Annotated in this window: 21 protein-coding genes; 5 read left to right on the top strand and 16 right to left on the bottom strand. The window is 76.3% G+C overall.

All coding sequences use genetic code 11. The features are described 5' to 3' along the window. Positions 1-14: 14 nt before the first annotated feature. The 7 genes from B8281_RS07015 to B8281_RS06990 all read right to left on the bottom strand — a co-directional run bounded on the left by B8281_RS07015 (position 15) and on the right by B8281_RS06990 (position 7,067). Positions 15-893 (bottom strand): TatD family hydrolase, encoded by an 879-nt coding sequence (locus B8281_RS07015; RefSeq protein WP_061267969.1) that lies wholly within the window; start codon positions 891-893, stop codon positions 15-17. Further along, complete coding sequence (locus B8281_RS19480; RefSeq protein ID WP_198163177.1) at positions 893-1,600, bottom strand: EboA domain-containing protein; 708 nt, start codon at positions 1,598-1,600, stop codon at positions 893-895. Before B8281_RS19480 ends, B8281_RS07015 begins: the two co-directional genes overlap by 1 nt. After that, positions 1,597-2,511 (bottom strand): sugar phosphate isomerase/epimerase, encoded by a 915-nt coding sequence (locus tag B8281_RS19475; protein ID WP_232322702.1) that lies wholly within the window; start codon positions 2,509-2,511, stop codon positions 1,597-1,599. The genes B8281_RS19480 and B8281_RS19475 overlap by 4 nt, the downstream gene beginning before the upstream one ends. Next, a complete protein-coding gene (locus B8281_RS07005) occupies positions 2,508-3,437 on the bottom strand; it encodes an SCO3242 family prenyltransferase (RefSeq protein WP_198163176.1) in 930 nt (309 codons plus the stop codon). The genes B8281_RS19475 and B8281_RS07005 overlap by 4 nt, the downstream gene beginning before the upstream one ends. Beyond that, complete coding sequence (locus B8281_RS07000) at positions 3,434-4,681, bottom strand: inositol-3-phosphate synthase (protein ID WP_085388652.1); 1,248 nt, start codon at positions 4,679-4,681, stop codon at positions 3,434-3,436. Before B8281_RS07000 ends, B8281_RS07005 begins: the two co-directional genes overlap by 4 nt. A 279-nt stretch (positions 4,682-4,960) precedes the next feature. Beyond that, entirely contained in the window at positions 4,961-6,433 is a 1,473-nt protein-coding gene (locus B8281_RS06995) for a hypothetical protein (RefSeq protein WP_085387331.1), read from the bottom strand. A gap of 70 nt (positions 6,434-6,503) precedes the next feature. Next, positions 6,504-7,067: an RNA polymerase sigma factor gene (locus tag B8281_RS06990; protein ID WP_051028536.1), complete on the bottom strand. Its 564-nt coding sequence runs from the start codon at positions 7,065-7,067 to the stop codon at positions 6,504-6,506. A 138-nt stretch (positions 7,068-7,205) separates the two neighbouring features. Between B8281_RS06990 and B8281_RS06985 the strand changes: the two genes are divergently transcribed. Next, positions 7,206-9,032, top strand: a complete 1,827-nt coding sequence (locus B8281_RS06985; protein ID WP_085387330.1) for a DUF4012 domain-containing protein — start codon at positions 7,206-7,208, stop codon at positions 9,030-9,032. A gap of 207 nt (positions 9,033-9,239) precedes the next feature. After that, positions 9,240-9,920 (top strand): hypothetical protein, encoded by a 681-nt coding sequence (locus tag B8281_RS06980; RefSeq protein ID WP_085387329.1) that lies wholly within the window; start codon positions 9,240-9,242, stop codon positions 9,918-9,920. An 88-nt stretch (positions 9,921-10,008) separates the two neighbouring features. On the opposite strand, the gene B8281_RS06975 is transcribed toward B8281_RS06980, so the two are convergent. From B8281_RS06975 to B8281_RS19470, 3 genes are all read right to left on the bottom strand, one after another. Further along, complete coding sequence (locus B8281_RS06975; RefSeq protein WP_085387328.1) at positions 10,009-10,620, bottom strand: hypothetical protein; 612 nt, start codon at positions 10,618-10,620, stop codon at positions 10,009-10,011. 256 nt (positions 10,621-10,876) lie between these two features. Further along, positions 10,877-12,784 (bottom strand): glycosyl hydrolase family 18 protein, encoded by a 1,908-nt coding sequence (locus tag B8281_RS06970; protein ID WP_085387327.1) that lies wholly within the window; start codon positions 12,782-12,784, stop codon positions 10,877-10,879. 212 nt (positions 12,785-12,996) lie between these two features. Continuing rightward, positions 12,997-15,042, bottom strand: a complete 2,046-nt coding sequence (locus B8281_RS19470) for a helix-turn-helix transcriptional regulator (protein ID WP_198163175.1) — start codon at positions 15,040-15,042, stop codon at positions 12,997-12,999. 41 nt (positions 15,043-15,083) lie between these two features. On the opposite strand from B8281_RS19470, the gene B8281_RS06960 reads away from it, so the two are divergent. From B8281_RS06960 to B8281_RS06950, 3 genes are all read left to right on the top strand, one after another. Beyond that, entirely contained in the window at positions 15,084-16,043 is a 960-nt protein-coding gene (locus tag B8281_RS06960; protein ID WP_085387326.1) for a hypothetical protein, read from the top strand. A gap of 508 nt (positions 16,044-16,551) precedes the next feature. After that, positions 16,552-16,767: a hypothetical protein gene (locus B8281_RS06955; RefSeq protein ID WP_085387325.1), complete on the top strand. Its 216-nt coding sequence runs from the start codon at positions 16,552-16,554 to the stop codon at positions 16,765-16,767. Then, positions 16,767-17,792 (top strand): CorA family divalent cation transporter, encoded by a 1,026-nt coding sequence (locus B8281_RS06950; RefSeq protein ID WP_085387324.1) that lies wholly within the window; start codon positions 16,767-16,769, stop codon positions 17,790-17,792. The genes B8281_RS06955 and B8281_RS06950 overlap by 1 nt, the downstream gene beginning before the upstream one ends. A gap of 52 nt (positions 17,793-17,844) precedes the next feature. Here B8281_RS06950 and B8281_RS06945 read toward each other — a convergent pair whose 3' ends face one another. The 6 genes from B8281_RS06945 to B8281_RS06920 all read right to left on the bottom strand — a co-directional run bounded on the left by B8281_RS06945 (position 17,845) and on the right by B8281_RS06920 (position 22,365). Next, positions 17,845-19,485, bottom strand: coding sequence for a glycosyl hydrolase family 18 protein (locus tag B8281_RS06945; RefSeq protein ID WP_085387323.1), 1,641 nt, complete (start codon positions 19,483-19,485; stop codon positions 17,845-17,847). Between the two features lie 222 nt (positions 19,486-19,707). Continuing rightward, positions 19,708-20,148: a D-aminoacyl-tRNA deacylase gene (gene dtd, locus B8281_RS06940; protein WP_076404536.1), complete on the bottom strand. Its 441-nt coding sequence runs from the start codon at positions 20,146-20,148 to the stop codon at positions 19,708-19,710. After that, entirely contained in the window at positions 20,145-21,227 is a 1,083-nt protein-coding gene (locus B8281_RS06935) for an asparaginase (protein ID WP_085388650.1), read from the bottom strand. The genes dtd and B8281_RS06935 overlap by 4 nt, the downstream gene beginning before the upstream one ends. An 8-nt stretch (positions 21,228-21,235) precedes the next feature. Next, a complete protein-coding gene (locus B8281_RS06930; RefSeq protein ID WP_308200541.1) occupies positions 21,236-21,574 on the bottom strand; it encodes a DUF2516 family protein in 339 nt (112 codons plus the stop codon). 10 nt (positions 21,575-21,584) lie between these two features. After that, a complete protein-coding gene (locus tag B8281_RS06925) occupies positions 21,585-22,022 on the bottom strand; it encodes a type II toxin-antitoxin system VapC family toxin (protein WP_043660314.1) in 438 nt (145 codons plus the stop codon). Positions 22,023-22,032: 10 nt separating this feature from the next. Further along, positions 22,033-22,365, bottom strand: coding sequence for a type II toxin-antitoxin system prevent-host-death family antitoxin (locus B8281_RS06920; RefSeq protein WP_061267982.1), 333 nt, complete (start codon positions 22,363-22,365; stop codon positions 22,033-22,035). Between the last annotated feature and the right edge of the window lie 44 nt (positions 22,366-22,409).

Raw genomic sequence — 22,409 nt, 5'->3', positions numbered from 1 at the left:
CGAGCCTTCCCGCGCTACGCCCGCGCGCCGCGCAGCACGGAGGAGCCCTCGAACTCCACGCCCGGGGTGGGGAGGTCGCCCTCGACGAACCCGGGGACCGGGTCCAGCACGAGGTTGCCCGACTGCCCGTAGAACTCGACCGGGTTGCGCCACAGCACCTGGTCGACGTCGTCCTCGGTGAAACCCGCGGCGAGCATCGCCTGCCCCGTCTTGAGCGTCTTGAGCGGGTCGGAGCGGCCCCAGTCGGCGGCGGAGTTCACGATCATCCGCTCGGTGCCGTGCTCCTGGAGGATCGCGACCATGCGGTCCTCGTCCATCTTCGTGTCCGGGTAGATCGAGAACCCCGCCCACGCGCCCGCGTCGAGCACGAGCGCGACGTTGGTCTCGTTGAGGTGGTCCACGAGCACGTGCTCGGGTGCGATCCCCGACTCGCGCACGACGTCCAGCGTGCGCCGCGTCCCCGACAGCTTGTCGCGGTGCGGCGTGTGCACGAGCACGGGCAGCGCCGCGTCGCGGGCCATCTGGAGCTGGCGCGAGAAGACCTCGTCCTCCTCGGGAGTCATCGAGTCGTACCCGACCTCGCCGACGGCGACGACGCCGTCCTTGAGCAGGTAGCGCGGGATCTCGTCGAGCACCTCGCGGCACCGCGCGTCGTTCGCCTCCTTGGGGTTGAGGGCGATCGTCGCGTGGTGCCGGATGCCGAACTGCGCGGCCCGGAACCGCTCCCAGCCCAGGAGCGCGTCGAAGTAGTCGAGGAACGACCCCACGTTCGTGCGCGGCTGGCCCAGCCAGAACGCCGGCTCGACGAGCGCGCGCACACCCGCGGCGTACAGGGCCTCGTAGTCGTCGGTCGTGCGGCTGGTCATGTGGATGTGGGGGTCGAAGATGCGCATCAGGCGGTCCTCCCGGTGGTGACGTCAGGGGCGAGGCGGGCGACGTCGTCGGGCACGACGCGGCCCGCGGCGCGGCGCTCGGCGGCGAAGTCGCGGGCCATGCGGGCGAGCTCGTCGTCCGCGCGGTCGTCGAGACCGGCGACGGCGTCGAGGCTCACGCCCATGAAGACGAGCTTGAGCACGGCGTGGCGCCACGCGTGCGGGTCGAGGTGCGCGGCCGCGAACGGCCCGACGGCCGCCGCGACGAGGCTCTGGTCGTTCGTGCGGAGCGCGTCCGCGGCGAGGTCCCGGCCCACCGCGACGACCGACGGCGCGGCGTCCTCCGCGAGCGCACCGCGCGCCGTGAGGGCGTCGAGACCGCGCAGGACGCCCCGCCGCTCGGCGGTGTCGCCGTGCTGGTAGAGGTCCGCGAGCCGCGCCGCGAGGGCGGCCTCGCCGTCGGCCCCGCCGCGACCCGCCCCCTCGGCGAGCGCGACCACGAGGTCGGCGCGGGCGGCGTCGTCGACCGTCCCGTGCACGACCCCCGCGGGGTCGGTGTCCGGGCGGACGGGCGCGCGGCCCACCTGGCGGCCCGCGAGCGCGAACGCGCGCGTCACGGCTGCGGGGTCCTGCGCGACGGCGGCGCGCGCCTCGGCGAGCCAGCGCTCGCCCGGGGCGGTCCCGTCCGCCGTGCGGGCGTTGGCGTCGGGGCGGGTGGTCTCGGTCATGGCACCTCCTGGGGGTGGTGGGGGCGGTCGTCCCACGCGCGGTGCAGCGCTGTCATGCTGCGGTGCGCGAGGCCGGGGGCGTCGTACGAGTGGCGGGGCAGCTCGACCGCCGCGACGCCCGCGTACCCGACGTCGGCGAGCGTGCCGAGCACGAGCGGGAGGTCGATCTCGCCCTCGCCGAACGGGCGGTGCTCGTGGTGGGTGCGCGGCATGTCGTCGAGCTGCACGTTGGCGAGGTACGGCGCGGCCGCGCGCAGCGCGCCCACCACGCCGTCGGGCTCGACGACGAGGCAGTGCCCGACGTCGACCGTGACCCCGAGGTCCGCGAGGTCGCCGCCGTCGCCGCCCAGCTCGTCGCGCAGCCGCAGCGCGTCGCCCACCGTCTCCACGAGCATCCCGGGCTCGGGCTCGAGCGAGAGCCGCACGCCGTGGTCGCGCGCGTGCTCGACGAGCGCGGGCAGGCGCTCGCGCAGGAGCGTCCAGCCCTCGGCGGGGGTCACGTCGTCGGGCAGGACCCCCGAGAAGAAGGACACGCACTCCGCGTCCAGCACGGCGGCGATCTCGACCGCGCGCCGCAGGAACCGCAGCCGCGCGTCGGCCTCGACGTCCACGAGCGTGGGGCGGTGCTTGCGGAACGGGTCCAGGAGGAACCGCGTGCCCGTCTCGACGACGACGCGCATCCCCGCACCGTCGTGCGCCGCGTCGAGCCGTGCGCGCAGCGCCGCGGCCTCGTCCTCCCAGCGGTCCGCGAAGGGGTCGAGGTGCGGGAAGCCGAGCGTGAGCGCGACCGCCCCGTACCCCTCGTGGGCGAGGACGTCGAGCGCGACGTCGAGCGGGTGGTCGGTGAAGCCGTTGGTGCCGTACCCGAGCGTGAAGGGCATCGCGCCCCCGGCGGTGCCGGGCGCGCTCACGTCTCGCTCATCTCGGCGCGGCCCGGGGCCCGCCCCGCGCGGCGCAGCAGCCGGCCCGCGACCTCGACGCCCGCGAGCACCCCCACCGACGCCAGGCTCCCCCCGCGCGCGGACCACGCCGCCTGCAGCGGCAGCATCGCGCGGATCCCGGCCTTGGTCGCGGCGAACGCGTTCTGGGCGGACGGCGTGATCGCGGCGTCGACCTGCCGGGGCAGGCACGTCCCGAGGTAGGCGCCCGCGGCCGCGACCCCGGCGACCGCCGTCGCGACGCGCGCCCGGCCGCTCGCGCCGCCGTCGGCCGCCCGCGCGCGGCGCACCGCGCCGGAACCGACGACCGCCCCGCCCACCGCGGTGGCGGCGGCCACGCCCGCGGCGAGGGACGACGTCGTGCCGTGCACCTCGCCGCGCGACAGGTACGTGACGCCCGCGGTGTGCACGGCCATCCCCGCGGCGGCCGGCAGCGCGGCGCGCAGGTGCCCGACGCCGGCCCCGAGCAGCACGTCGAGCCCGCGGCACGCGGCCATGACGAGCGGACCGGCCGCGCGCTCCTTGGCGACCGTGTCGTACGTCCACACGCTCGCGGCGAGCGGGACGGCGACGGCGAGCGCGCGCGCTCCCCCGCCCGCGGCGGCGAGACCGACGCCCGCGGCCGTGAGACCGACGGCGACCTGGAGGGCCCGGCGCTTCGTCACACGGCCCGACGGGATCGGCCGCTCGGGCCGCTCGACCGCGTCGAGGTGCCGGTCCGCGTAGTCGTTGAGCGCCATGCCGCCCGCGTACAGGCACGCCGAGGCGAGGGGCAGGAGCGCGCGGCGCGGCGTGAGCGCGTGCCCGGCCGCCGCCGCGCCCGCGAGCGTGTCACCGACCACCGAGAGGACCGCGGGGGCGCGGACGAGGTCCAGGTGGTCGTGGAGGGAGCCCGTCACGACCGGTCGGCCGCGGCGGTCGCGTCGCCGCCCACCTGGGCGGTCGCCTCGCGGACCCAGTCGGACAGCGCGACGGTCTGCGCGGCGAAGTCGTGCACGCCGCTGCCCCAGGGGTCCTTGAAGAAGAACCCGAGCTCCGGGACGGGGCCCGCGTACCCGGCCGCGTCCGCGAGCGCGAGCAGGCGCGCCAGGTCGAGCACGAGCGGCGCGGCGAGCATCGAGTCGTACGCCGACCACGTGGTCTGCAGCGTGAGCCGCGAGCCGAGGAAGCCCTCGACGTGCACGTGGTCCCACGCGACCTTGATGTCCCCGAGGTCGGGCACGTTGTCGATGTGCAGAGGCGTGACGTCGCTGCCCGTGAGGTCCTGGAGCCCGCGCGACTTGGACACGAGCTTGCTCTGCACCGCCTGCGGGTCGGCGAGCGTGGCGCCGTCCCCGCCGCCGAGCAGGTTGGCCCCCGCCCACGACAGGACGCGCAGCCCGCGGGCCCCGAACGCCGGGGCGAGGATCGTGCGCAGCCACGTCTGGCCGGTCTTGCCGTCCTGGCCCGCGACGGGCACTCCGCGCTCCTCGGCGAGCTCGAGCAGCACCGGCAGGTGCATGCTCGCCGACGGCGTGAACTCGGCGAACGGGGCGCCCGCGAGCAGCGCGGCGTACGCGGTGACCGAGCTCGGCGGCAGCACCGCGCGCTCCGGGTCCGCGAGCGCCGCGCGCAGCAGGTCGCGGTCGGCGAGCTCGGGCGCGGGCTCGGGCAGCGGCTCGGTCGACACGAGGTCGACGACGACGACGCGCGCGAGGCCGTGGCGCTCGCGGAAGTCCACGATGTCCGCGGCGAGGCGCTCCGCGGCGGCCTGCTGGGACTCGCGCGCGGCGCCCTCGGCGGGGTGGGCCGAGTAGCCGGGGCGCACCTCGGCGTCGGCCCGCTCGAGCGCGGCGTGCGCGGCGGTGAGCAGGCGCGGCGCGATCATGCCGGCCTCGACGAGCAGCTCGGCGCGCTTGACCATCGACACGTCGGAGATGTCGTGGCCGCCCACGACGAGGTCGCCGAACGCGGGCAGCGGGGCGGAGGCGAAGGGCTCGCCCGCGGTGACGCACCCGGTCGGCTCCGCGCGCCCGTCGGCGATCACCGCGAGGCCGAGGGCGGCGGTGGTGGCGACCGAGCCGCGGGCGCCGACGAGCCACAGCCCGGTGCGCGCGTCCGGGGCGGGGCGGTCCGACGATCCGTCAGGGGCGAAGTGGTGCATCGTTGCTCCCGTTCCGACGGCGGACGCCGCGGCGCCGCCGATCACGACGACGATGGCCTCCCTGCCACCGTCGGACCGCACGCCCCGGGAGAGGGTCGCTCTGCTCGCTCTCCGACCCGGTGGCGCTCGGTCTGCTGCGACCCTAACCACACTTTTGTCGGTGGTCAATCAAAAGCGTGGCCACTTTCGCGACCTCGGATGCTTGCAACGTGCAAAAGCGCGCAGGCGAAGCCGACCTGGCGGTCGGTATCACGATACCGACCGCCGGGTCGTGCTCGGTCACCCGACCGAGGGCGTGAAGTCGAGCTGGTCGTCCACCACCGCCACGACCGACCAGACGTTCCCGTCCGCGTCGGACAGCTCGTACGCGGGCAGCAGGACGGCCGCGCCGTCCGGCTGGTACTGCACCGCCAGGCCCAGGCGCGCGTCCGTGATCGTCACGTCCGTGACGGGCCAGGCGAACCGCGCCCCCTCCCCCACGGTGGGCGGGACCGTCGGGGCCTCGGGCTCGGACGCGGTCTCCGGGAGGGACTGCACGTCCTCGCGGGCCCACGCGATCATCCCGCCCCCGCCGAACCGCGGGTCGCCGAGCCGCTCGACCGCCTCGGCCGGGCTGACGACGTCGTACGCGCCGATCGCGACGCGCGGCGCGAGGCTCCCGTAGAGCGACGCGAGCCCCGCACCCGAGTACGTCGCGCTCCACTGCGTCCCGGTGCGCTGCCCGTCGACCACCTCGGCCGCCGTCACCGTCGTCGCGCGCGGGGCGCCCTGGTCCACGGGCTGCTCCTCCGCGACGATCTCGTAGCCGTCGGGATCGAGGCCGAGGGACCCCAGCACCTCGCGCAGCCGGTCGCCGGCCTCGGCGCCGCTCGGCGGGGCGCCGTGGTCGGCCTCCTCGCACGTGCCCGGCTCGGCCGACGGACCGGCCCCGTCGCCCTCCTCGGCGGGCATCGGCGTCACGACGACGCAGCCCCACGGGTCCTTGGCCGGGTCGTTGAAGCTCACGCTCGCGAGACCGTCCGGCTGGAGCGAGACCGTCGGTCCCGTCCAGTCGGCCGGGCCGACCGCGTACGACCCATACTCCTCGCGCACCTCGCCCGTGACCCCGAGGACGTCGGCGACGCGGCGCGCCGTCTCCTGCGAGAACACGCCCGCCGCGTCGTAGGCCCACGCGTCCGCGCGCGCACCGTCCGACGACAGCCCCTCGGCGTGGAAGACGGTGCGCCCGCCCCAGCCGCCGGGGTAGGCCATGTCCGTGGTCGCGCGGGAGCTGGTGGAGCTCTCCTCGGTGGCCGTAGCCCCCGCGAGCGCGTCCGCCAACGCGGGCGCGTCCGCGCTGCCGAGGCGGATCGGGGCGAGCGCCGTGCTCTCCGCGGCGGAGTCGCCCGCCGTGGTCCCCCACTCGCCGGCGCCGAGCGCGTAGCCGCCCGTCCCGATGACGAGCGCGCCCACCACGGCCGCCGCCACCTGGAGCGGCGCCCGACGGCGCAGCCGGCGCGCGCGGCGCTCGGCGAGCTCGTCGACGAGCGCGGCCGTCGGGCCGTCCGCCCCGGCGAGGCCGGCCGCGGCCGGGAGCTCCGCGGGAGCGGCGCCCGGGCCGGTCGCCGCGGGGCGGGCGAACGCCTCGGGGACGCGGTCGCGCACCGCGGCCTCCAGGGCCGTGGCGTCCGGGGTCGCGTCCGCGGCCGGGTCGGCGGCGCGCAGGCGCTCCAGGTCCGCGTCGTCGGGCTGCTCGGGGGTTCGGGTGGTCATGTCGCCCTCCAGGTACCGCAGGGGCCGTACCGCGCAGGTGCGGCCGGTCGGGTCTACCCGTGATGTGTGCTCAGGCGCCGGTCTCTTGCGCGAGCGCCGACTGCTCCGCCCACGCCGTGCGCAGGCGCGCGCGGGCCCGGGACAGCGCGGCGTCCGCGCCCCCGCGCGACGTGCCGAGGACGGCGGCCAGGTCCGCCCCGCCGAGCCCCTCCCACGCGTGCAGGAGCAGGATGCGCCGGTCGCGGTCGGACAGCGCGGAGAGCGCGCGGCGCACCTCGTCGTCCTGCACGACGACGTGCTCGACGTCGGCCCCGTCGTCCGGGCGCTCGGGCACCTCGGCCACGGGCAGGGCCCGCGCCTTGCGGCGGTGGTTGGCGAGGAGGAACCCCGCCGTGCGGTACAGCCAGGGCAGCTCGGCGCCGTCGGGCACGTCGTCGCGACGCCGCCACGCGGTCGCGAGGACCTCGGCCGTCAGGTCGTCGGCGTCGGGGGCGACGCCCCCGACGGCGCTCGGCAGGCGCCGGCGGAAGTAGCGGTACAGCGGTGTCGCGTGCGCGGCGAAGAGCGCGGCGAACCAGGCCTCGTCGTGGACGGCGGCCTCGGTGGTCTCGTCACTGCCCTCGTCGGTCGTCACGGCGGCTCCTCGTCGGCGGGGCGGGCTGTCAACCGCTCTGTGTCCCGGGGCGCGCGTTCCTTGCACGCCCCGCGGTTCACCCGAACCTCACCCGCGACGGCCCCGATCCTGCCATCCCCGGCCCCTACGCTGAGAGGCATGACGACGACGGAGCGGGACGCCCCGCCGCGCCACCCCCGCCGTCGGCGGAGCCGGGCGGCCTGGCTGGGCTGGGGTCTCATCCTGCTCGCGGTCGCGCTCGTCGTGTGCGCCGGGCTCCTCGCCCGGGACGCGCTCGCCGCGCGCGACGCCCTGACGCGCGCGCTGGACGAGGTCCCCGCCGCCGAGGAGGCGCTCCGGGACGGCGACGTCGCGGCCGCCGACGCCGCGCTCGATCGGGTCCAGCCCCTCACCGCTTCCGCACGGGCGCACACCGACGGACCTCTGTGGTCCCTGGCCGCGCACCTGCCGGTCTACGGGCAGGACGTGCGGGCCTTCTCCGTGGCCGCCGCGACGGCCGACGACCTCGCCGCCGTCGTGCTGCCGTCCCTCACGCAGACCCTCGGCAGCGTCGAGGGCGACGGGCTCGCGCTCACGGGCGACGGCGTCGACCTCGCACCGCTCGTCGCGGCCGCCCCGACGGTCGCGCGCGCCGCCGACGCGTTCGACGCGATCGACGCGCGCCTCGCCACCGTCGACCGCGACGCGCTGCACGCGGAGGTCGCCGACCCGTACGCCGCGCTCGTCGCGCGCACCGACGACCTGCGCACGGTGGTCCGCACCGCCGACCGGCTCACGGCGCTCGCGCCCGCGATGCTCGGCGCCGACGGCCCGCGCCGCTACCTCGTCCTCGCGCTGAACAACGCCGAGCTGCGCGCCGGCGGCGGGATCCCCGGCGCGCTCGCGGTGATCTCGGCGGACCAGGGCAGGGTGACGCTGGAGCGGCAGGCCTCGACGGTCGGCTTCCCGTCCTTCGACGAGCCGGTGCTGCCCCTCGACCCCGGGGTCGAGGAGCTCTTCACGGACCGCGTGGGCCGCTACCTCCAGGACACCCCGCTGACGCCGGACTTCCCCACGACCGCCGCGCTCGCGTCGACGATGTGGGAGCGCGCGCAGGGCGAGCAGGTCGACGGCGTGGTCGCGACCGACCCCGTCGCGCTCTCCTACCTGCTCGAGGCCACGGGCCCGGTGACCGTCCCGGTCGACGGCGGCGCGGTCGACCTCGACGCGGGCAACGTCGTGCAGACCCTCCTCTCCGACGCGTACGCCGAGCTCGAGCCCGGCGAGCAGACGGACACGTTCTTCGCGGCGGTCGCGGCCCAGGTCCTGGAGGAGTTCCTCGCGGGCGGGGCCGACCCGGCCGTCGCGCGGGACGCGCTCGTGCGCGGCGCGGACGAGCACCGCGTGCTGCTGTGGTCGGCGCGCGAGGCGGAGCAGGTGCGTCTCGCGGGCACGGTCGTGGCGGGCGACATCGACACCGCCGACCAGGCTGCCGGCTCCGTCGGCGTGTTCCTCAACGACGGCACCGGCGGCAAGATGGGCGTCTACCTCGGCAGCGACGTGCGCCTCGCGGGCAGCACGTGCACGGCCGCGGGCCGCGTGGACACGTTCGAGGTCGACCTCGCGTCGTCCGCCCCGGCCGACGCCGCGACGAGCCTGCCCTGGTACGTCACCGGCGGCGGCACGGCGGGCGTCGAGCCGGGCGTCACGCGCACGTTCGTCGTGCTCTACCCGCCGCGCGACGGGCAGGTCTCGGGCCTGCGCCGCGACGACGCCCCGCTCCCGGCGCAGCCCGGCGACGTCGCGGGCCGCGGCGCGCTCTCCGCGATGGTCGACCTCGCGCCCGGCCAGTCGACGACCCTGTCGTTCACGACGACGACGCCGCGGGACGCGGGGACCGCCGCCGCGACCTCGCTCGACGTGTGGAGCACGCCCACGACCACCCAGCCGGGCCTGCGCACGGTGGACGTCGCGCCCTGCGGCTGAGCCGCGGCGGGTCGCGTCACGGCGCGGTCACGATCCGGCGCACCGCCCCTTTTTCACCCTGGACAAGCGTCCAACTCGGGCGCCCGCCTCGCTAGCCTGGCAGGACGGAAACACCTCGCGCGCGTGTGGCACCTGCACGTATCAGGGACCTCGGGGCACGGCTCCCTCTCCACGAACAGCCTTTCCCGCCCACGGACAGGAATCACCATGAAGACGTCGGGAGGACGCCGCGCCGGGAGCCGCGCGCTGGCCGTCACCGCTACAGCCGCGACGGCGGTGCTGCTCACCGCACCGGTCGCGGGAGCCGCCGAGGACGACACGTACGTGCCGGAGCCGACGATCGAGCTCACCACCCTGTCCCCCGTCTGCGACGGGGACGTCCCGTACCTCGAGTACGCCATCGCCGTCACCGGCACGGACAACGACACCGCAACGATCACGTGGCTCAACCCGGGGGGCGCGGACGTCGTCCAGTCCGGCCTCCCCCTGCAGGGCCGCGTGCTGTGGCCCGGCGCCGTCGTCGGGGCGGACGGCCGCGGCGCCGACTGGCCCGGCTGGAGCCTGGTCGACGGGCAGTGGGTCGAGGGCGACGAGTTCGACTGGGTGCGCCCCAGCGTCCAGGTGCTCTTCCAGGTCAACCCCGAGACGGTCGTCAGCGTGGACTACCCGCCGTCGTCGCCGAACTGCGCGACGAACCCGCCGGGACAGGGGAACCCCACGACGACCACGACGGCGTCCCAGGTCTCGCGCACCGTCGCGACCGGCTCGTCGTCCTCGTCGCTCGCGACGACGGGCGCGACCGTGGGCCTGTACGCCGCCGTCGCCGCGGGGCTCGCCGCCGTGGGCGCCGCGGTCGTGCTGCTGACGCGCCGCACGCGCAAGAGCTGACCCGGCCGCCGGCACGGCCGGGTGCACGACGACGGCCTCGCACCCTCCCGGGTGCGAGGCCGTCGTGGTCGGTGCGGGCCGGGGTCCGTCAGGCGGACGCCCAGCCTCCCGCGGCGAGGCGCGACTCGAGCCCCTCGAACGCCCAGCGGTCGACGACGAGCACCGCACCGCCGGGGGCGTCGGGCACGTACCACTGGAGCTGCTCGACGGTCCGCACCTCGGTCCCGGCGGCGTCGACGCACGAGAGCGTCCAGCGCGCGAGCGTCGCGGGCGTGCCGGCGACCTCGACGTCCGACTCGGCGGGGTCGCCGACCGCGCGGGCCGCGAGCGCGTCCGTCCCGGGGCACGTGGCGCCGTCGGGCAGGAGCGCCGACGCGGGGTCGACGCCGTCGAGCGCCGCACCGGTCAGCACCTCGAAGCTCGGGCACGCCGCGTCCTCGGGGCACCCGCCCGCCCGGACCTGCGTGACGCCGTCGGCCGGCTGGAGCACCGACCAGTAGTCGGCGCCGGGGAGCTGGAGGGGGCCGACGGGCACCTTGCCCGCGTCGGCGTGGTCGCCGTGCGAGCCGTGGTCCTCGGCCTGGGCGGGTCCCGACCCGCCGTCGACGGCCGCCCCGGCGTCGGCGGAGCCGCTCGTGCAGCCCGCGAGGAGCGCGGCGCCGAGCACGGCCGTCAGGGCCACGGGCAGGGCGGAGGCCACGGAGGGCGGGAGGGGACGGGAGGTGCGGGGTCGGGTCGTTCGGTGACGCACGGGCACGCTGACCGCCTTTCACGGTCGGAGGAGCCCCGCAACCCACTGGGGAGGGCTGCGGAGGTCCTCGTCGGCCCCTTCACGCTAACGAGCGCGAGGGCTGGTCGAGATGCGGGAGAACCACACGATGGCGGCCCGCGGGTACGGGATTCCCCGTACCCGCGGGCCGCCCCGGTGGTCCCCCGTCAGGAGGGGCGGCAGGGCGTCAGCACGCGCCGAGGGCCTGCCACGGGCCGTACTGCTCCGCGCCCGGGACGTTGTTCTGCGTCCACCACTTCGCGCGGTACGACTGGCCCTGGTAGGAGACCGTCGCACCCCCGGTGTAGGCCACCGTCGCGGACCACGCCGGCGCGGTGCACGTGCCCGGCGTCGTGGGCGGCGTGGTCGGGGGGTTCGTGGGCGGCGTCGTCGGCGGGGTCGTCGGGGTGGTCCCGCCGCACGCGCCCGTCGCCTCCCAGGGGCCGCCCGCGCTCGGACGGTCGCCCTGGGTCCACCACTTCGCGCGGTAGTTCTTGCCCTCGAACGACGCCGTCGCCCCGCCCGTGTAGACCGTCGCGGCCGACCACGCGGCCACGCAGGCCGTCGGGTCCGTCGGCGGGTTGGTGGGCGGGTTCGTCGGGGGGTTCGTCGGCGGGTTGGTGGGCGGGTTCGTCGGACCGCTCGCGCCGTCGACGGGACCGGCCGGCAGCGTGCGGACCTTGTCCGTGAAGCCGCCGAGCAGCGTGCCGTCGTGGTTGCCGGACAGGTCCCACCACATGGCGCCTCCCAGGTTCAGCCGGTCGATGTACTCGGCCTTGGCCGCCACCGACCGGGCGTTGTCGTAGCTCCACCACTGGTCGCCGTCGTACCGCCAGGCGGAGACGGTCGTCGGGTCGTAGTAGTCCTGGCCCCGCGTGCGGAGCTTGTCGTAGTCCTCGTTGCCCGCCTCCCACGTGCCGGGGGCCGCCCCGTTCGCGGCCGACCACGGCTGCGACGACGTGACGCCCTTCCAGCCGCGGCCGTACATGGCGAGGCCGAGGCCGAGCTGGCTCGGGGCGACGCCGGCGCGGAGGTACTCCTGGACGGCCTTGTCCGCGCTGAACTGGCGGCTCGCGGCCCGCGGGTCGGCCGGGTCGTCGTAGAGGTTGCCCTGGTGGCCGGCCAGCGCCGGGTCCCAGGCGCCGTGGAGGTCGTAGCCCTGCACGTTGCCGTAGTCGAGGGACTGGAAGATGCGCGGGTCGTTCCAGCCGCCGGCCGCGATGTCGGCCGGGTTGGCGGGCAGGAACGCCGAGAGCAGGTAGTGCTTGCCGGTCTGCGCGCCGTATGCGTCGAGCTGCTTGCGGAACTCGGCGAGCAGGAGCCGGAAGTTCTCGCGGTCGTTCACGGGGTCGACCGAGTTGCCGACCTCACCGTTGTTCGAGCCCGGCCACTCCCAGTCGATGTCGATGCCGTCGAACACGCCGGCGGCCGCACCCGGCCCGCCGCGGCCGTCGATCACGGGCAGGTTGCCCTTGATGTAGAGGTCGATGCACGACGACACGAGCTTCTCGCGGGACGCCTGCGTCGCCGCCGCGCGGGAGAAGTTCTTCGACCAGGTCCAGCCGCCGATCGAGATGAGGGCGCGCAGCTGCGGGTTCTTCGCCTTGAGCTGCTTGAGCTGGTTGAACGAGCCCGCGAGCGGCTGGTCCCACGCGTCGGCGACGCCGCCGACGGAGTTCGCGGCCGTGTAGCCCATGCCGAAGTCGGCCCACGCGTCGCCCGCGCCGTCGGAGCCGTTGGGCCCGGTGCCCTGCGCCTTGTTCGCGATGAAGCACGTGAGGTTCTGGTGGTGGATGTTGCCGAACGAGTAGTTGATGTGGGTGAGGTCCGCGGCCGCGCCGGAGTCCTGCACCTTCTTGAGCGGGAAGGCGCGGCCGTACACGCCCCACTGGGTGAAGTAGCCGACGTTGCGGTAGCCGTTGACGTCGCTGTCGCCGGGGTTGCCGACCGCCGTCGTGGCGGTCGGCGCCGCCTGCGCCGGCGCGACGCCCGCGAGGAGGCCGCCGACGAGGGCGGCCGCCGTCGCGAGCGCCGCGAGGCGCGCGCCGCGCCGCCGGGCCGGGCGCGGTGGTCGGGTGGAGAGGGACACGTCCATGGGTCCTGCCTCGTGCTCGTACGGGGAGCTGCGGCGGCACGGTGCTCCGGGCCGCCCTGCCCTCAGGTCACCCCGAACGTAGCCACGCCGGACCCCGCGCGTGATCCGCGCTTCCCGCAGTGTTCGCGGCTCCTCCGCGCGGTCGGCGTAGGGGAAGACCCGTAGGACAAAAGCGGACAGATGCTGACGAACAACCCGGAATCGACCCCGCCTCAGCGGCCCACGCGGTGCGCCAGGACCGTGAGCTCGACGCGCGAGCGCACGCCGAGCTTGCGGAACACGCGCCCGAGGTGGACCTCCACGGTGCGCACGGACAGGTACAGCTGGTCCGCCGCCTCCCGGTTCGAGGCCCCCTGGACGACGAGGAGCGCGACGTCGAGCTCGCGCTCCGTGAGCTCGTCCGCCCACCGGCCCCGCAGCTCCGCGAGCGCCTCGTCCGTCACGTCGCTCTCGCGCACCGCGAGCCGGCACGCGTCCGGCGGGGCGGGCCGCAGCGCGGCCTGCGCCTCGACGCCGGCGCGCGCGACCCCGAGGGCGGCGTGCATGCTCCCGGCCCGCGGGGCCGCGGGCCACGTGCCGCCCGGGACGACGGCCCCGCCGCCGAGGACGCCGGGCACCCCCGGCACGACCGCGGTCAGGTCCTCGGGCACCGGGCCCCCGAGGAGGCGGACCACCTCGGCGTGCTCGTCGAGCGCGATCGTCGTCCAGGCGTCCGCGCCCGCGTCGTCGAACAGCTCGATCGCGGACAGGAACAGGCCGTGGGCGCGCTGCAGCTCGCCCGCGCGCACGAGGGCGCGCGCGGCGCACAGGTCGGTCCGCGCGTGCTCGTAGGGCGACGCGGTCGTGCGGTTCACGCGCGTGGCCCGCTCGAGCGGCGCGGTGAGGTCCTCGGGCGCGGCGAGCGAGACGTCGGCCCGCACGAGCGTCGCCGACCGCAGCGACGGCGGGAGCTCCTTGGCGTCCACCCGGCGCCGCGCGAGCGCACGCTGCGCCGCGTCGTGGCGCCCGGCGACGACCCACGCCTCGACGTCGTCCAGCCCGGGCAGCGGCAGCATGCGTGCGCTGTCGGGACGCTCGCGCTCCGCGGCGAGCTCGAGCAGCGTCGCGGCCTGGGTCACGTGGTGGGCGAACGCCGCACCCATGGCGCGGTCCACGAGCAGGCCGAGGCGCACGGGCCGCGACGTCGGGCTCGCGCACGTCTCCTCGAGCGCCGTCGCGACGGGCCCGACGACGCCCCGGGTCATCATGTCGAGGCGGCGCGCGGCGGCCACGCCCATCCCCGCGAACGGCAGGCCGAGCGGCAGGCGGAACGCGGCCTCCGCGAGCTCGTCCGCGGCTCGCGTGAGGGTGCCGCGCCACAGGTGCACGAGCGCCTGCGCGAGCCGGACGTGCGCCTCGGCGAGCGGCGTGAGGGCGGCGTCCGGGCCGTCGAACCACCGGCCGCCGTCGCGCACCGGGGCCAGGGAGGCGACGACGCTCGCGAGCGTCTGCGCGGCGTCGTCCAGCCGGTCGTCGGCGGCGAGCCCGAGCGCCCGGCTCACCTGGAGCGCGGCCTCGTGGTCCGGGCCCAGGTCGACGTCGGGCACGACGCCGCGCTCCCCCACCCCGAACACCGCGGCCCAGGAGCGGGCGAGCGCGAGACGGGCCGGGGTCGCGTCGTCCTCGCACCACGACGCGAGGAACGTCGCGGTGTCGAGGAGCTGGGAGGTGCTCACGCCGTCGCCCCGCTCGGCGTGCAGCCGCGCCGCCGTGAGCACGCCCGTCACGACCCCGGCGACGGCGTCCGGGGGGAGGCCGTCCGGCCGGCCCCCGCGCAGGTAGGGCGACAGGACGTCGTCGGGCACCTGGCCCTCGGCGAGCGTGAGCGCCGCGACGAGCGGGCCGAGCGTGCACGCGCGCAGCGCGTCGTCCCCGCTCCGCGAGGCCTTGCGCAGCCAGTCGGCGGCGTCCTGCACGTGGCCCGAGCGCAGGGCCGCGACCCCGGCGATCGCGAACGCCTCGGCGCGGTGCTCGGCACCCGCCTGGCTCGCCGCCTCGCGCGCGACCTCGTGCGCCCAGACGACGTCGCCGCGGTCGAGGTGGCGGCGCGCGATGCGCAGGAGGCCCGGGACGAGCGCCGGGTCGCCCACGAGGGTCGCGAGCGCCGAGTGCCACACCGCGACGTCCTCCTCCCCCGCCCGCCGGTGCGCCTCGGCGAGTGCGACGTGCGCCGCCGTGCGCTCGGCCAGGCGGGCGTCGGCGTGGACGAGCGAGCGCATGCGCGGGTCGACGAACGCGAAGCGGCCCCCGCGAGGACGAGGTGCTCCGCGAGCGGGCCGTCGAGGACCTGCTCCATCGCGAGCCCCGTCGCGGACAGCACGAGCTCGGTGCGGTCGACGACGGCGACCGCCGCGACGAGCAGCGCCTGGCGCTCCGCCTCGCTGAGCGCGGCGAGCCGGTCGGCGAAGAGCGACCGGACGGCGGGGACGGCGGGCAGCGGGTCGGGCAGGATCGACCCGCCCGAGAGCTGCTCGGGGGTGAGGAGCGCCGCCGTCTGCGTGATGGCCGCGGCGTTGCCGCCGAGGAGGTGCGCGAGCCGCGCCGCGACGTGCGGGGCGACGGCGAGCCGCCGCTCGACGAGCAGGAGGTGGAGCGCGTCGGCCGGCGCGAGCGGCGGGACGGCGCGCAGCTCGAACGGGCCGGCGGACGGGTCGAGCGCGCCCGCGGGCGCCGTCCCCAGCAGGACGACGGGCGCGTGCCGCTGCGCCACGAGGCTCGCGAGGACCGACCGGCTCAGCTCGTCCTGGAGGTGCAGGTCGTCGGCGACGAGGACGACGGTCGCGCCGTCGAACGTCGCGACGAGGAGCTCGGCGAGCGCGACCGCCGCCACCTCGGGGAGGTGGCCGAAGCCCGGGTCGACCGGCTCGAGGACCCGCGTGAGCCGCTCGGGGACCACGCCGCCCGCGAGCTGCGACACCTGCGACACGACGGAGACGACGGCCGACCCGGGAGCGGGGACGCCCGCGGGCGGGCGACAGCGGAGCGTGACGGTCGGCTGCGCGAACTCGTGCGTCGCGACGGCCTCGCACACGAGCTCGAGCGTCGCGCTCGCGCCCATGCCGTGCTCGGCGGTCCACACGAGACCGCCCTTGCCCTCGCTCACGGCGGCGAGCGCGCGGTCGACCTCCTGCGCGCGGGACGAGAGCCGCTCGAGCCGTCGCGCGAACCGCGAGTCCGCGCGACGGACCGGCTCGGGAACCATGTAGTCCTGCTGTTCTGACATGTCGGGACCCTCCGTCCGGGGGCTTCGTCGCCCGTCGACCGGATGAAATGTTAACAACCCTCCGTAAACAAGGGATCACCTCATCGTTTCCCGCTCGTCACACGGCCGCCACCTGGGCCGACGCCCGCACCTCGACGGTTGCTGCCCGCTGCCCGGAGGACTAGCCTGGCCTCGATCCCCGTCGCGGCCACGACCCTCGTGCGCCCCGACCCGGGTGCGGCGCCCGCGGCGCCGCCGCCACGAGAGCGAGGTGAGCCCCATGCCTGACGGCAGCAGTCATAGATCCGTGCACTGCGCGCTCACCCCCCGTGGCTCGCGACCCGACGCCTGAGCCCGGCCGACGCAGGTCCCTGCGTCCCCGGCCGTCGTCCGTCCCGCGCGGGGAGGTCGCCAGTGCGCTCCGCGCGCGCCTCGCGCGCGCCGCCGGACCTCCCCCGCCGACGCACCCGCGCCGCCCGCCCGTGGCCGCGCCCGTGCCGTCCGCCCGCCGGAAAGGACGACCACCATGACGCAGCGCTCCCCTGCGACCACGCCGACCACCACCCCCGCCGCCCCGGTGCGGACCCGCCCCGCCCGGACGCCCCTGCGCGCCCCGCGCGAGGAGCGGCGCCGCACGCGCCGGCCGAACCTCGAACGGCAGTCGATCTCCTTCACCGTGGGGCTCTACCTGTTCATCTGCGCCGCGCTCCTCACCGCGCACTTCACGGCCGGCGGTGCGTGATGACGACGATGCTGCCCGAGACCCCGGGCCTCGCCCCCGGGACGGAGACCCGCCTGCCCGCCCCGGCGCGCGGCGGGCTCGACCTGCACGCCCGCGCGCACGGCGACGGCTCGCCCCGGTTCGACCCGCGCGTCCTGCGCTCGCGCTGGGTGCAGGTCGCGGTCGGCGACCCCGACTCCGCGGCCCGCGCGGCCGAGCACGGCGTCGACTTCGCGGCCGCCGGAGGGCGCGTCTGGGAGACGGACGCGCACGTCTACCTGCCGGTGACGGCGACCCGGCGCGACGGCGACCGGGTGGTGGACGAGCGCATCGTGCTCGCCCTGTCCGCCGACGTCGTCGTGACGGCCCAGCCGCAGCGGCACTACGCCGTCTTCGACAAGGCGATCGCCCGCATGCGCCGCACGCCGTGGCTCATCCGCTCGTCGTACGGCGTCGCGTACGCGCTGCTCTACGCGCTCAACGAGGCGGCCGACCGCGTCGTGTCCTACGCGAGCGACCTGCTCGAGGACATGTCCGACGAGATCGACGAGGCCACGCGCGGCGTCGACTCGCGCGGCCGGGAGATCGGGGTGAGCGACATGCAGGACACGATCACGCGCATGAACCGCGCCGAGGAGATCGTGTCGCGCGCCCAGGAGTCCCAGCTCTCGCTCGCGCGCGCCGCGCGGCACCTGCGCAGCGAGATCGCGGACTCGGACCCCGTGCTCGCGGGGCTCGTCGAGACGCTCGTCGCGGACGTCGACGGCGTGAAGCAGCACGCCGGGTTCGAGCACGACAAGGTGCGCTACCTGCAGCAGGCGATCATGACGTCGCTCGACGTCAAGCAGGCGCAGATCGTCAAGGTCTTCACCATCATCACCGCGGTGTTCCTGCCCCCGACGCTCATCGCGTCGTTCTACGGCATGAACTTCACGCACATGCCCGAGCTCGACCGGCCGTACGGGTTCACGCTCACGGTCCTGGTGACGCTCGTCGCCGCCGTCATCCCGCTCGCGTACATCAAGCGCCGCGGCTGGCTGCGCTGAGCGACGGACGGTGCGGTGCGCGGCCGAGGCCGCGCACCGCACCGTCAGGTCGTCAGGCGCAGGTGCCGACGACGCGCCAGGCCGGGTACCACTTCTCCGTGCCCGGGACGTTCGTGCGGACCCACCACGCGGCGCGGTAGTTCACGCCCTCGTGCGAGACGACGCGCCCCCCGACGTACGAGGTGCTGCGGTCCCAACCCGGGAAGCACGAGCCGGGCGCGGTCGGGTCGACCGGACCGGCCGGGGCCGCGCGGTAGACGTCGGCCGCCGTGCCGACGAGCTCGTCCTCGTCGTCGCCCGCGAGGTCCCAGAACATCGAGCCGCCGAGGCCCTTCTCCGTGATCCACGACGCCTTGAACTCGACGGCGCGCGGCGTGTCGACGCTCCACCACTGGTCGCCGTCGTAGCGCCACGAGGCCCCGCTGACCTCGTCGAAGTACTCGGTCCCGTGGTCGCGCAGCTCGAAGTACTGCTTGTTCCCGGCCTCGTAGGTGCCGGGGGCGACGCCCGCGGCGGGCTGCCAGGCGCCGTTCGAGTCGCCGGCCCCGACGCCGGACCAGCCGCGGCCGAACGCCGGGATGCCGAGCGTGAGCTGGGCGGGGTCGACGCCGCGCGACAGGTAGAGGTCGATGCCGTCCTCGAGCGAGATCGTGCCGGGCTGCGAGGTGTCGTGCAGGTTCGCCTGGTGCCCGGCGAGGTTCGGCGACCAGCCACCGTGCAGGTCGTAGCCCTGCATGTTGCCGTAGTCGAGGTAGTCGAAGATCGTCGGGGCGTCCCAGCCGGCGTTCACCACGGTGGGGCTCACCGGGATGTAGGCGGAGAGCAGGTAGTCCTTGCCCTGCGCGGCACCGCGCTCGTCGAGCTGCTTGCGGAACTCGGCGAGGAGGGCGGTGAAGTTCGCCTTGTCGTTGACCGGGTCGACGTGGTTCTCGGGGTGCTGCGACCAGTCGGGGGCCCCGGGCCACTCCCAGTCGACGTCGATGCCGTCGAACAGGCCCGCGGCCGCGCCGGGGCCGCCGCGGCCGTCGATCACGGGCAGGTTGCCGTCGATGTAGAGGTCGATGCACGACGCGACGAACTTCGCGCGGCTCTCGGGCGTCGCCGCGGCCTTCGAGAAGAACTTGGACCAGGTCCAGCCGCCGAGCGACATGAGGACCTTGGTGTCGGGGTGCTCCTCCTTGAGCTTGCGGAGCTGGTTGAAGTTCCCCGCGAGCGCCTGGCCCGGCTCGTCCGCGACGCCGTCCACCGAGTCCTCGGCGGAGACGGCTCGCACGAAGTCGGCCTGCGCGTCGCCGGCGCCGTCGTTGCCGCCCGGCTCGGGCGTGCCCGGGGCGTCCGCGAGGAAGCACGTGAGGTCGGTCGGGTGGATGTTGCCGAACGCGTAGTTCACGTGGGTGATCTGCTCGGCCTGGCCCGACTCGACGAAGTCGCGCACGGTGTAGCCGTAGTTCTCCGGGGCCCAGGACATGAAGTAGCCGACGTTGCGGTACCCGTTGAGGGCGGCGTCGCCGTTCGGGGAGTCGGGCGTCGGGATGGTGGCCGCCGTCGTGGCGGTCAGGTGGGCGGTCGGCGCGGCGGCGGCGGTCGTCGCGGCGGCGACGGCCCCGCTCGCGGCGAGCGCGAGGGCGGTGAGGCCGGCGGCCGCGCGCGTGGCGCGGGCGCGGCGCGGGGCGGACGGGCGAGGACGGTGCATCGAGAGGACCTCTCGTCGACGAGGTCGGTCGCCGACCCGCGCGGACGCGCGGCGGTGCGGCCTCCTGCGGGGCCTGAGCGACCGGCTGACGTGAGCGACCGTAGCCGTGGGCGGGGCCCGCGGGACTACGTGCTTCCCACACTCTTCGCGTCACGCGCGCCGCGCGGGGTACGCGGTCCTCCGTACGCAGGCCCCGTACGGGACAGCCCGTACGACGCCGCGTCAGGCCTCGAGGATCAGCGTGACCGGGCCGTCGTTGACGAGGTCGACCGCCATGTGCGCGCCGAACCGCCCGGTCGCCACCTCGACCCCGCGGGCGCGCAGCGCCTCGACGACCGCGTCGACGAGCGGCTCCGCGACAGGACCGGGCGCCGCGCCGTTCCACGACGGCCGACGGCCCTTGCGCGTGTCCGCGTAGAGCGTGAACTGGGAGACGACGAGCACGGGCGCGCCGTCGTCGAGCACGGACCGCTCCCCCGCGAGGATCCTCAGCTCGGCGATCTTGCGCGCGATCGTCTCCACCTGCGCGTCGCCGTCGTCGTGCGTGACGCCGACGAGCGCGAGCAGGCCCGGTCGGTCGATCGCGCCGACGACCTCCGCCGTCCCGTCGTCGGCCACGACGCTCACGCTCGCGCGCGTCACGCGCTGCACGACGGCCCTCACGGCCGTCCCCCGTCGTCGCGCCGCGCGGCGGCGGACGAGAGGCCCTGCGAGGCATCGTGCGCCGCGTCCGTCCCGGGCTCGTCGAGCACGGCGCGCACGGTGCCCACCGGCTGCCCGGCACCGAGCACGGGCACGTCGCCGAGCGCGTCGAGCGCCGACCCGTCCGTTCCCTCGACGTCGAGCGCGCCGAGACGGCGCAGCGCCGCGGCGAGCACCGCCGGGCGGGGCCGGGACGCGCCGTCGAGCACCTTGAGGGCGAGGGCACGGCCGTCGGGCAGCCCGGCCCCGTACACCCCGTCGGCCCCGTCCTTGGCGACCAGGCCCGGGACGGCGCGCATCGCGAGGGTCGCGTCGCGTCCCGTGCCGCCCACCATCTCGGGGAACGCCGCCATGGCGCGCGCGACCTCGGCCTCGGCCGAACCCGGGTCGTGCTGCGGGGCCGCGGCGAGGCGCCCGAACGCGCGGGCGAGCCCGCGCACGGTCGTCGAGAAGAGCGGCGCGCCGCAGCCGTCGACCGTCACGTGCTCGACGGCGACGCCCGTCGCCTCCGCGACGGTCTCGCGCACCGCGACCTGCAGCGGATGGTCGTGCTCCAGGTACGTGCGCGGGTCCCAGCCCGCGACGACGCACGTCGCGAGCATCGCCGCGTGCTTGCCGGAGCAGTTCTGGGTGATCGACGACGGGCCGTTCCCCGCCTCCTGCCACGCGAGCGCGGCCGGCGGGTGCAGCGGGAGGTCCGGGGTGTTGCGCAGCGCGGACTCGTCGAGCCCGACGCCCGCCAGGATCTCGCGCACCCCCGCGAGGTGCTCGGGCTCGCCGTTGTGGCTCGCGGCGGCGAGGGCCAGGAGGCGCGGCGGCAGGCGCAGGCCGTGCCGCAGCATCGCGACGGCCTGGAACGGCTTGACGCTCGAGCGCGGCCAGACGACCGTGCCGGCGTCGCCGCGCTCGAGGAGCGTGCCGCCGTCGGGCTCCAGCAGCACGAGGTGCCCCGTGTGGACGGACTCCACGAGGTCGCCGCGCACGACCTCGGCCAGCGGGACGGCGGCGCGCGCGACCCCGGTGCGGACGTCGTCGGTCACCGCGGCGCTCACCAGCCGCCGGGCCGGCCGGACGACCCGTTGCCGCGCCCGTTCCCGTACGGCTGGAGGCGGGGACGCACGTCGACGAGGTACACGATCGCCGCGACGACCGCGATGATCCCGATGAAGCCGAGGTTGATCCCGCCGCCGAGCGGGATGGAGAGGAAGCCGAGCGCCGCGGCGACGCCGAGGATCGCGAGCCAGATCGGCTTGCTCAGCTTGCCCTCGGCTGTGAACGCGCTCGCGGGCCGCCGGATCGCGTCGACGAGCGCGAAGAGCTGCGTCCCGAACACGACCAGCGACAGGAGGAGGTAGACGATCCACTGCAGCGACCCGAAGATTCCCACGGGCACGAGCCTACGGTCTGGCGAGCGGCCACGGCACCACGCGCAGCCCGGCGGCACGCGCCGCGGTCACGACGTGCGGGTCCCACGCGGCCACGACCGTGTCGTCGTGCGCGACGGCGAGCGCGCTCGCCACGTGCACCGCGTCGTTGCTGCGCAGCGACCCCGCGGCGACGAGGCGCGACGCGCGGTCGGTGACGGCGCCGGACACCTCGACCACGTGCAGCGCGGGTCGCAGCGTGTCCCACGTGCCGAGCGCGCGGGCGTGCGCCGGGCCGTCGATGACCCCGCCGCGGGCCCCCGCGGCGAGCGCGGCGCGGACCTCGACGTCGGCGAGGCGGCTCGTGACGACGACGTCCGCACGGTTCCACAGGCGGCTCGCCAGCGCGGAGCCGGCCTCGGGGACGCACAGCTTCACGAGCGCGCTCGCGTCGAAGTAGACGAGGGCCACCGCGGGCCCCTCAGCGCCGGATCCGGCGCACGAGCGCCGCGACCCCGCCGCCGCGGGCGGCCCGGGCGCCGTCGGACGGGCGCGGGCCGTCGGGACCCGCCGGACGTGCCCCGTCCGTCGCCGCGACGAGCGCCGGCGCGGGCACCGCGTGCACGGGGCGCTCCCCCGCCGGGGGCACCAGGACGCCGTCGCGCACGAGCTCGGTGACGAGGTCCGCCGTCGCGACGCCGGTCAGCCGGGCGACGGGGACGCCGCGCTCGGTGATGACGACCTCCTCACCGTCCCTGGCCCGCTCGATCCACGACTTGAGCTCGGCACGCAGCGCGCTGACAGGGACCTCCATGCCCCGACCGTACCGGCCCGCGGTACCGCTGTGCAGGGGTCGGT

Source organism: Cellulosimicrobium sp. TH-20 (assembly GCF_002105775.1).
GTDB lineage: Bacteria > Actinomycetota > Actinomycetes > Actinomycetales > Cellulomonadaceae > Cellulosimicrobium > Cellulosimicrobium funkei.
Note: the sequence above shows the minus strand (reverse complement) of the source record. Positions and strands in the feature narration are given on the sequence as shown.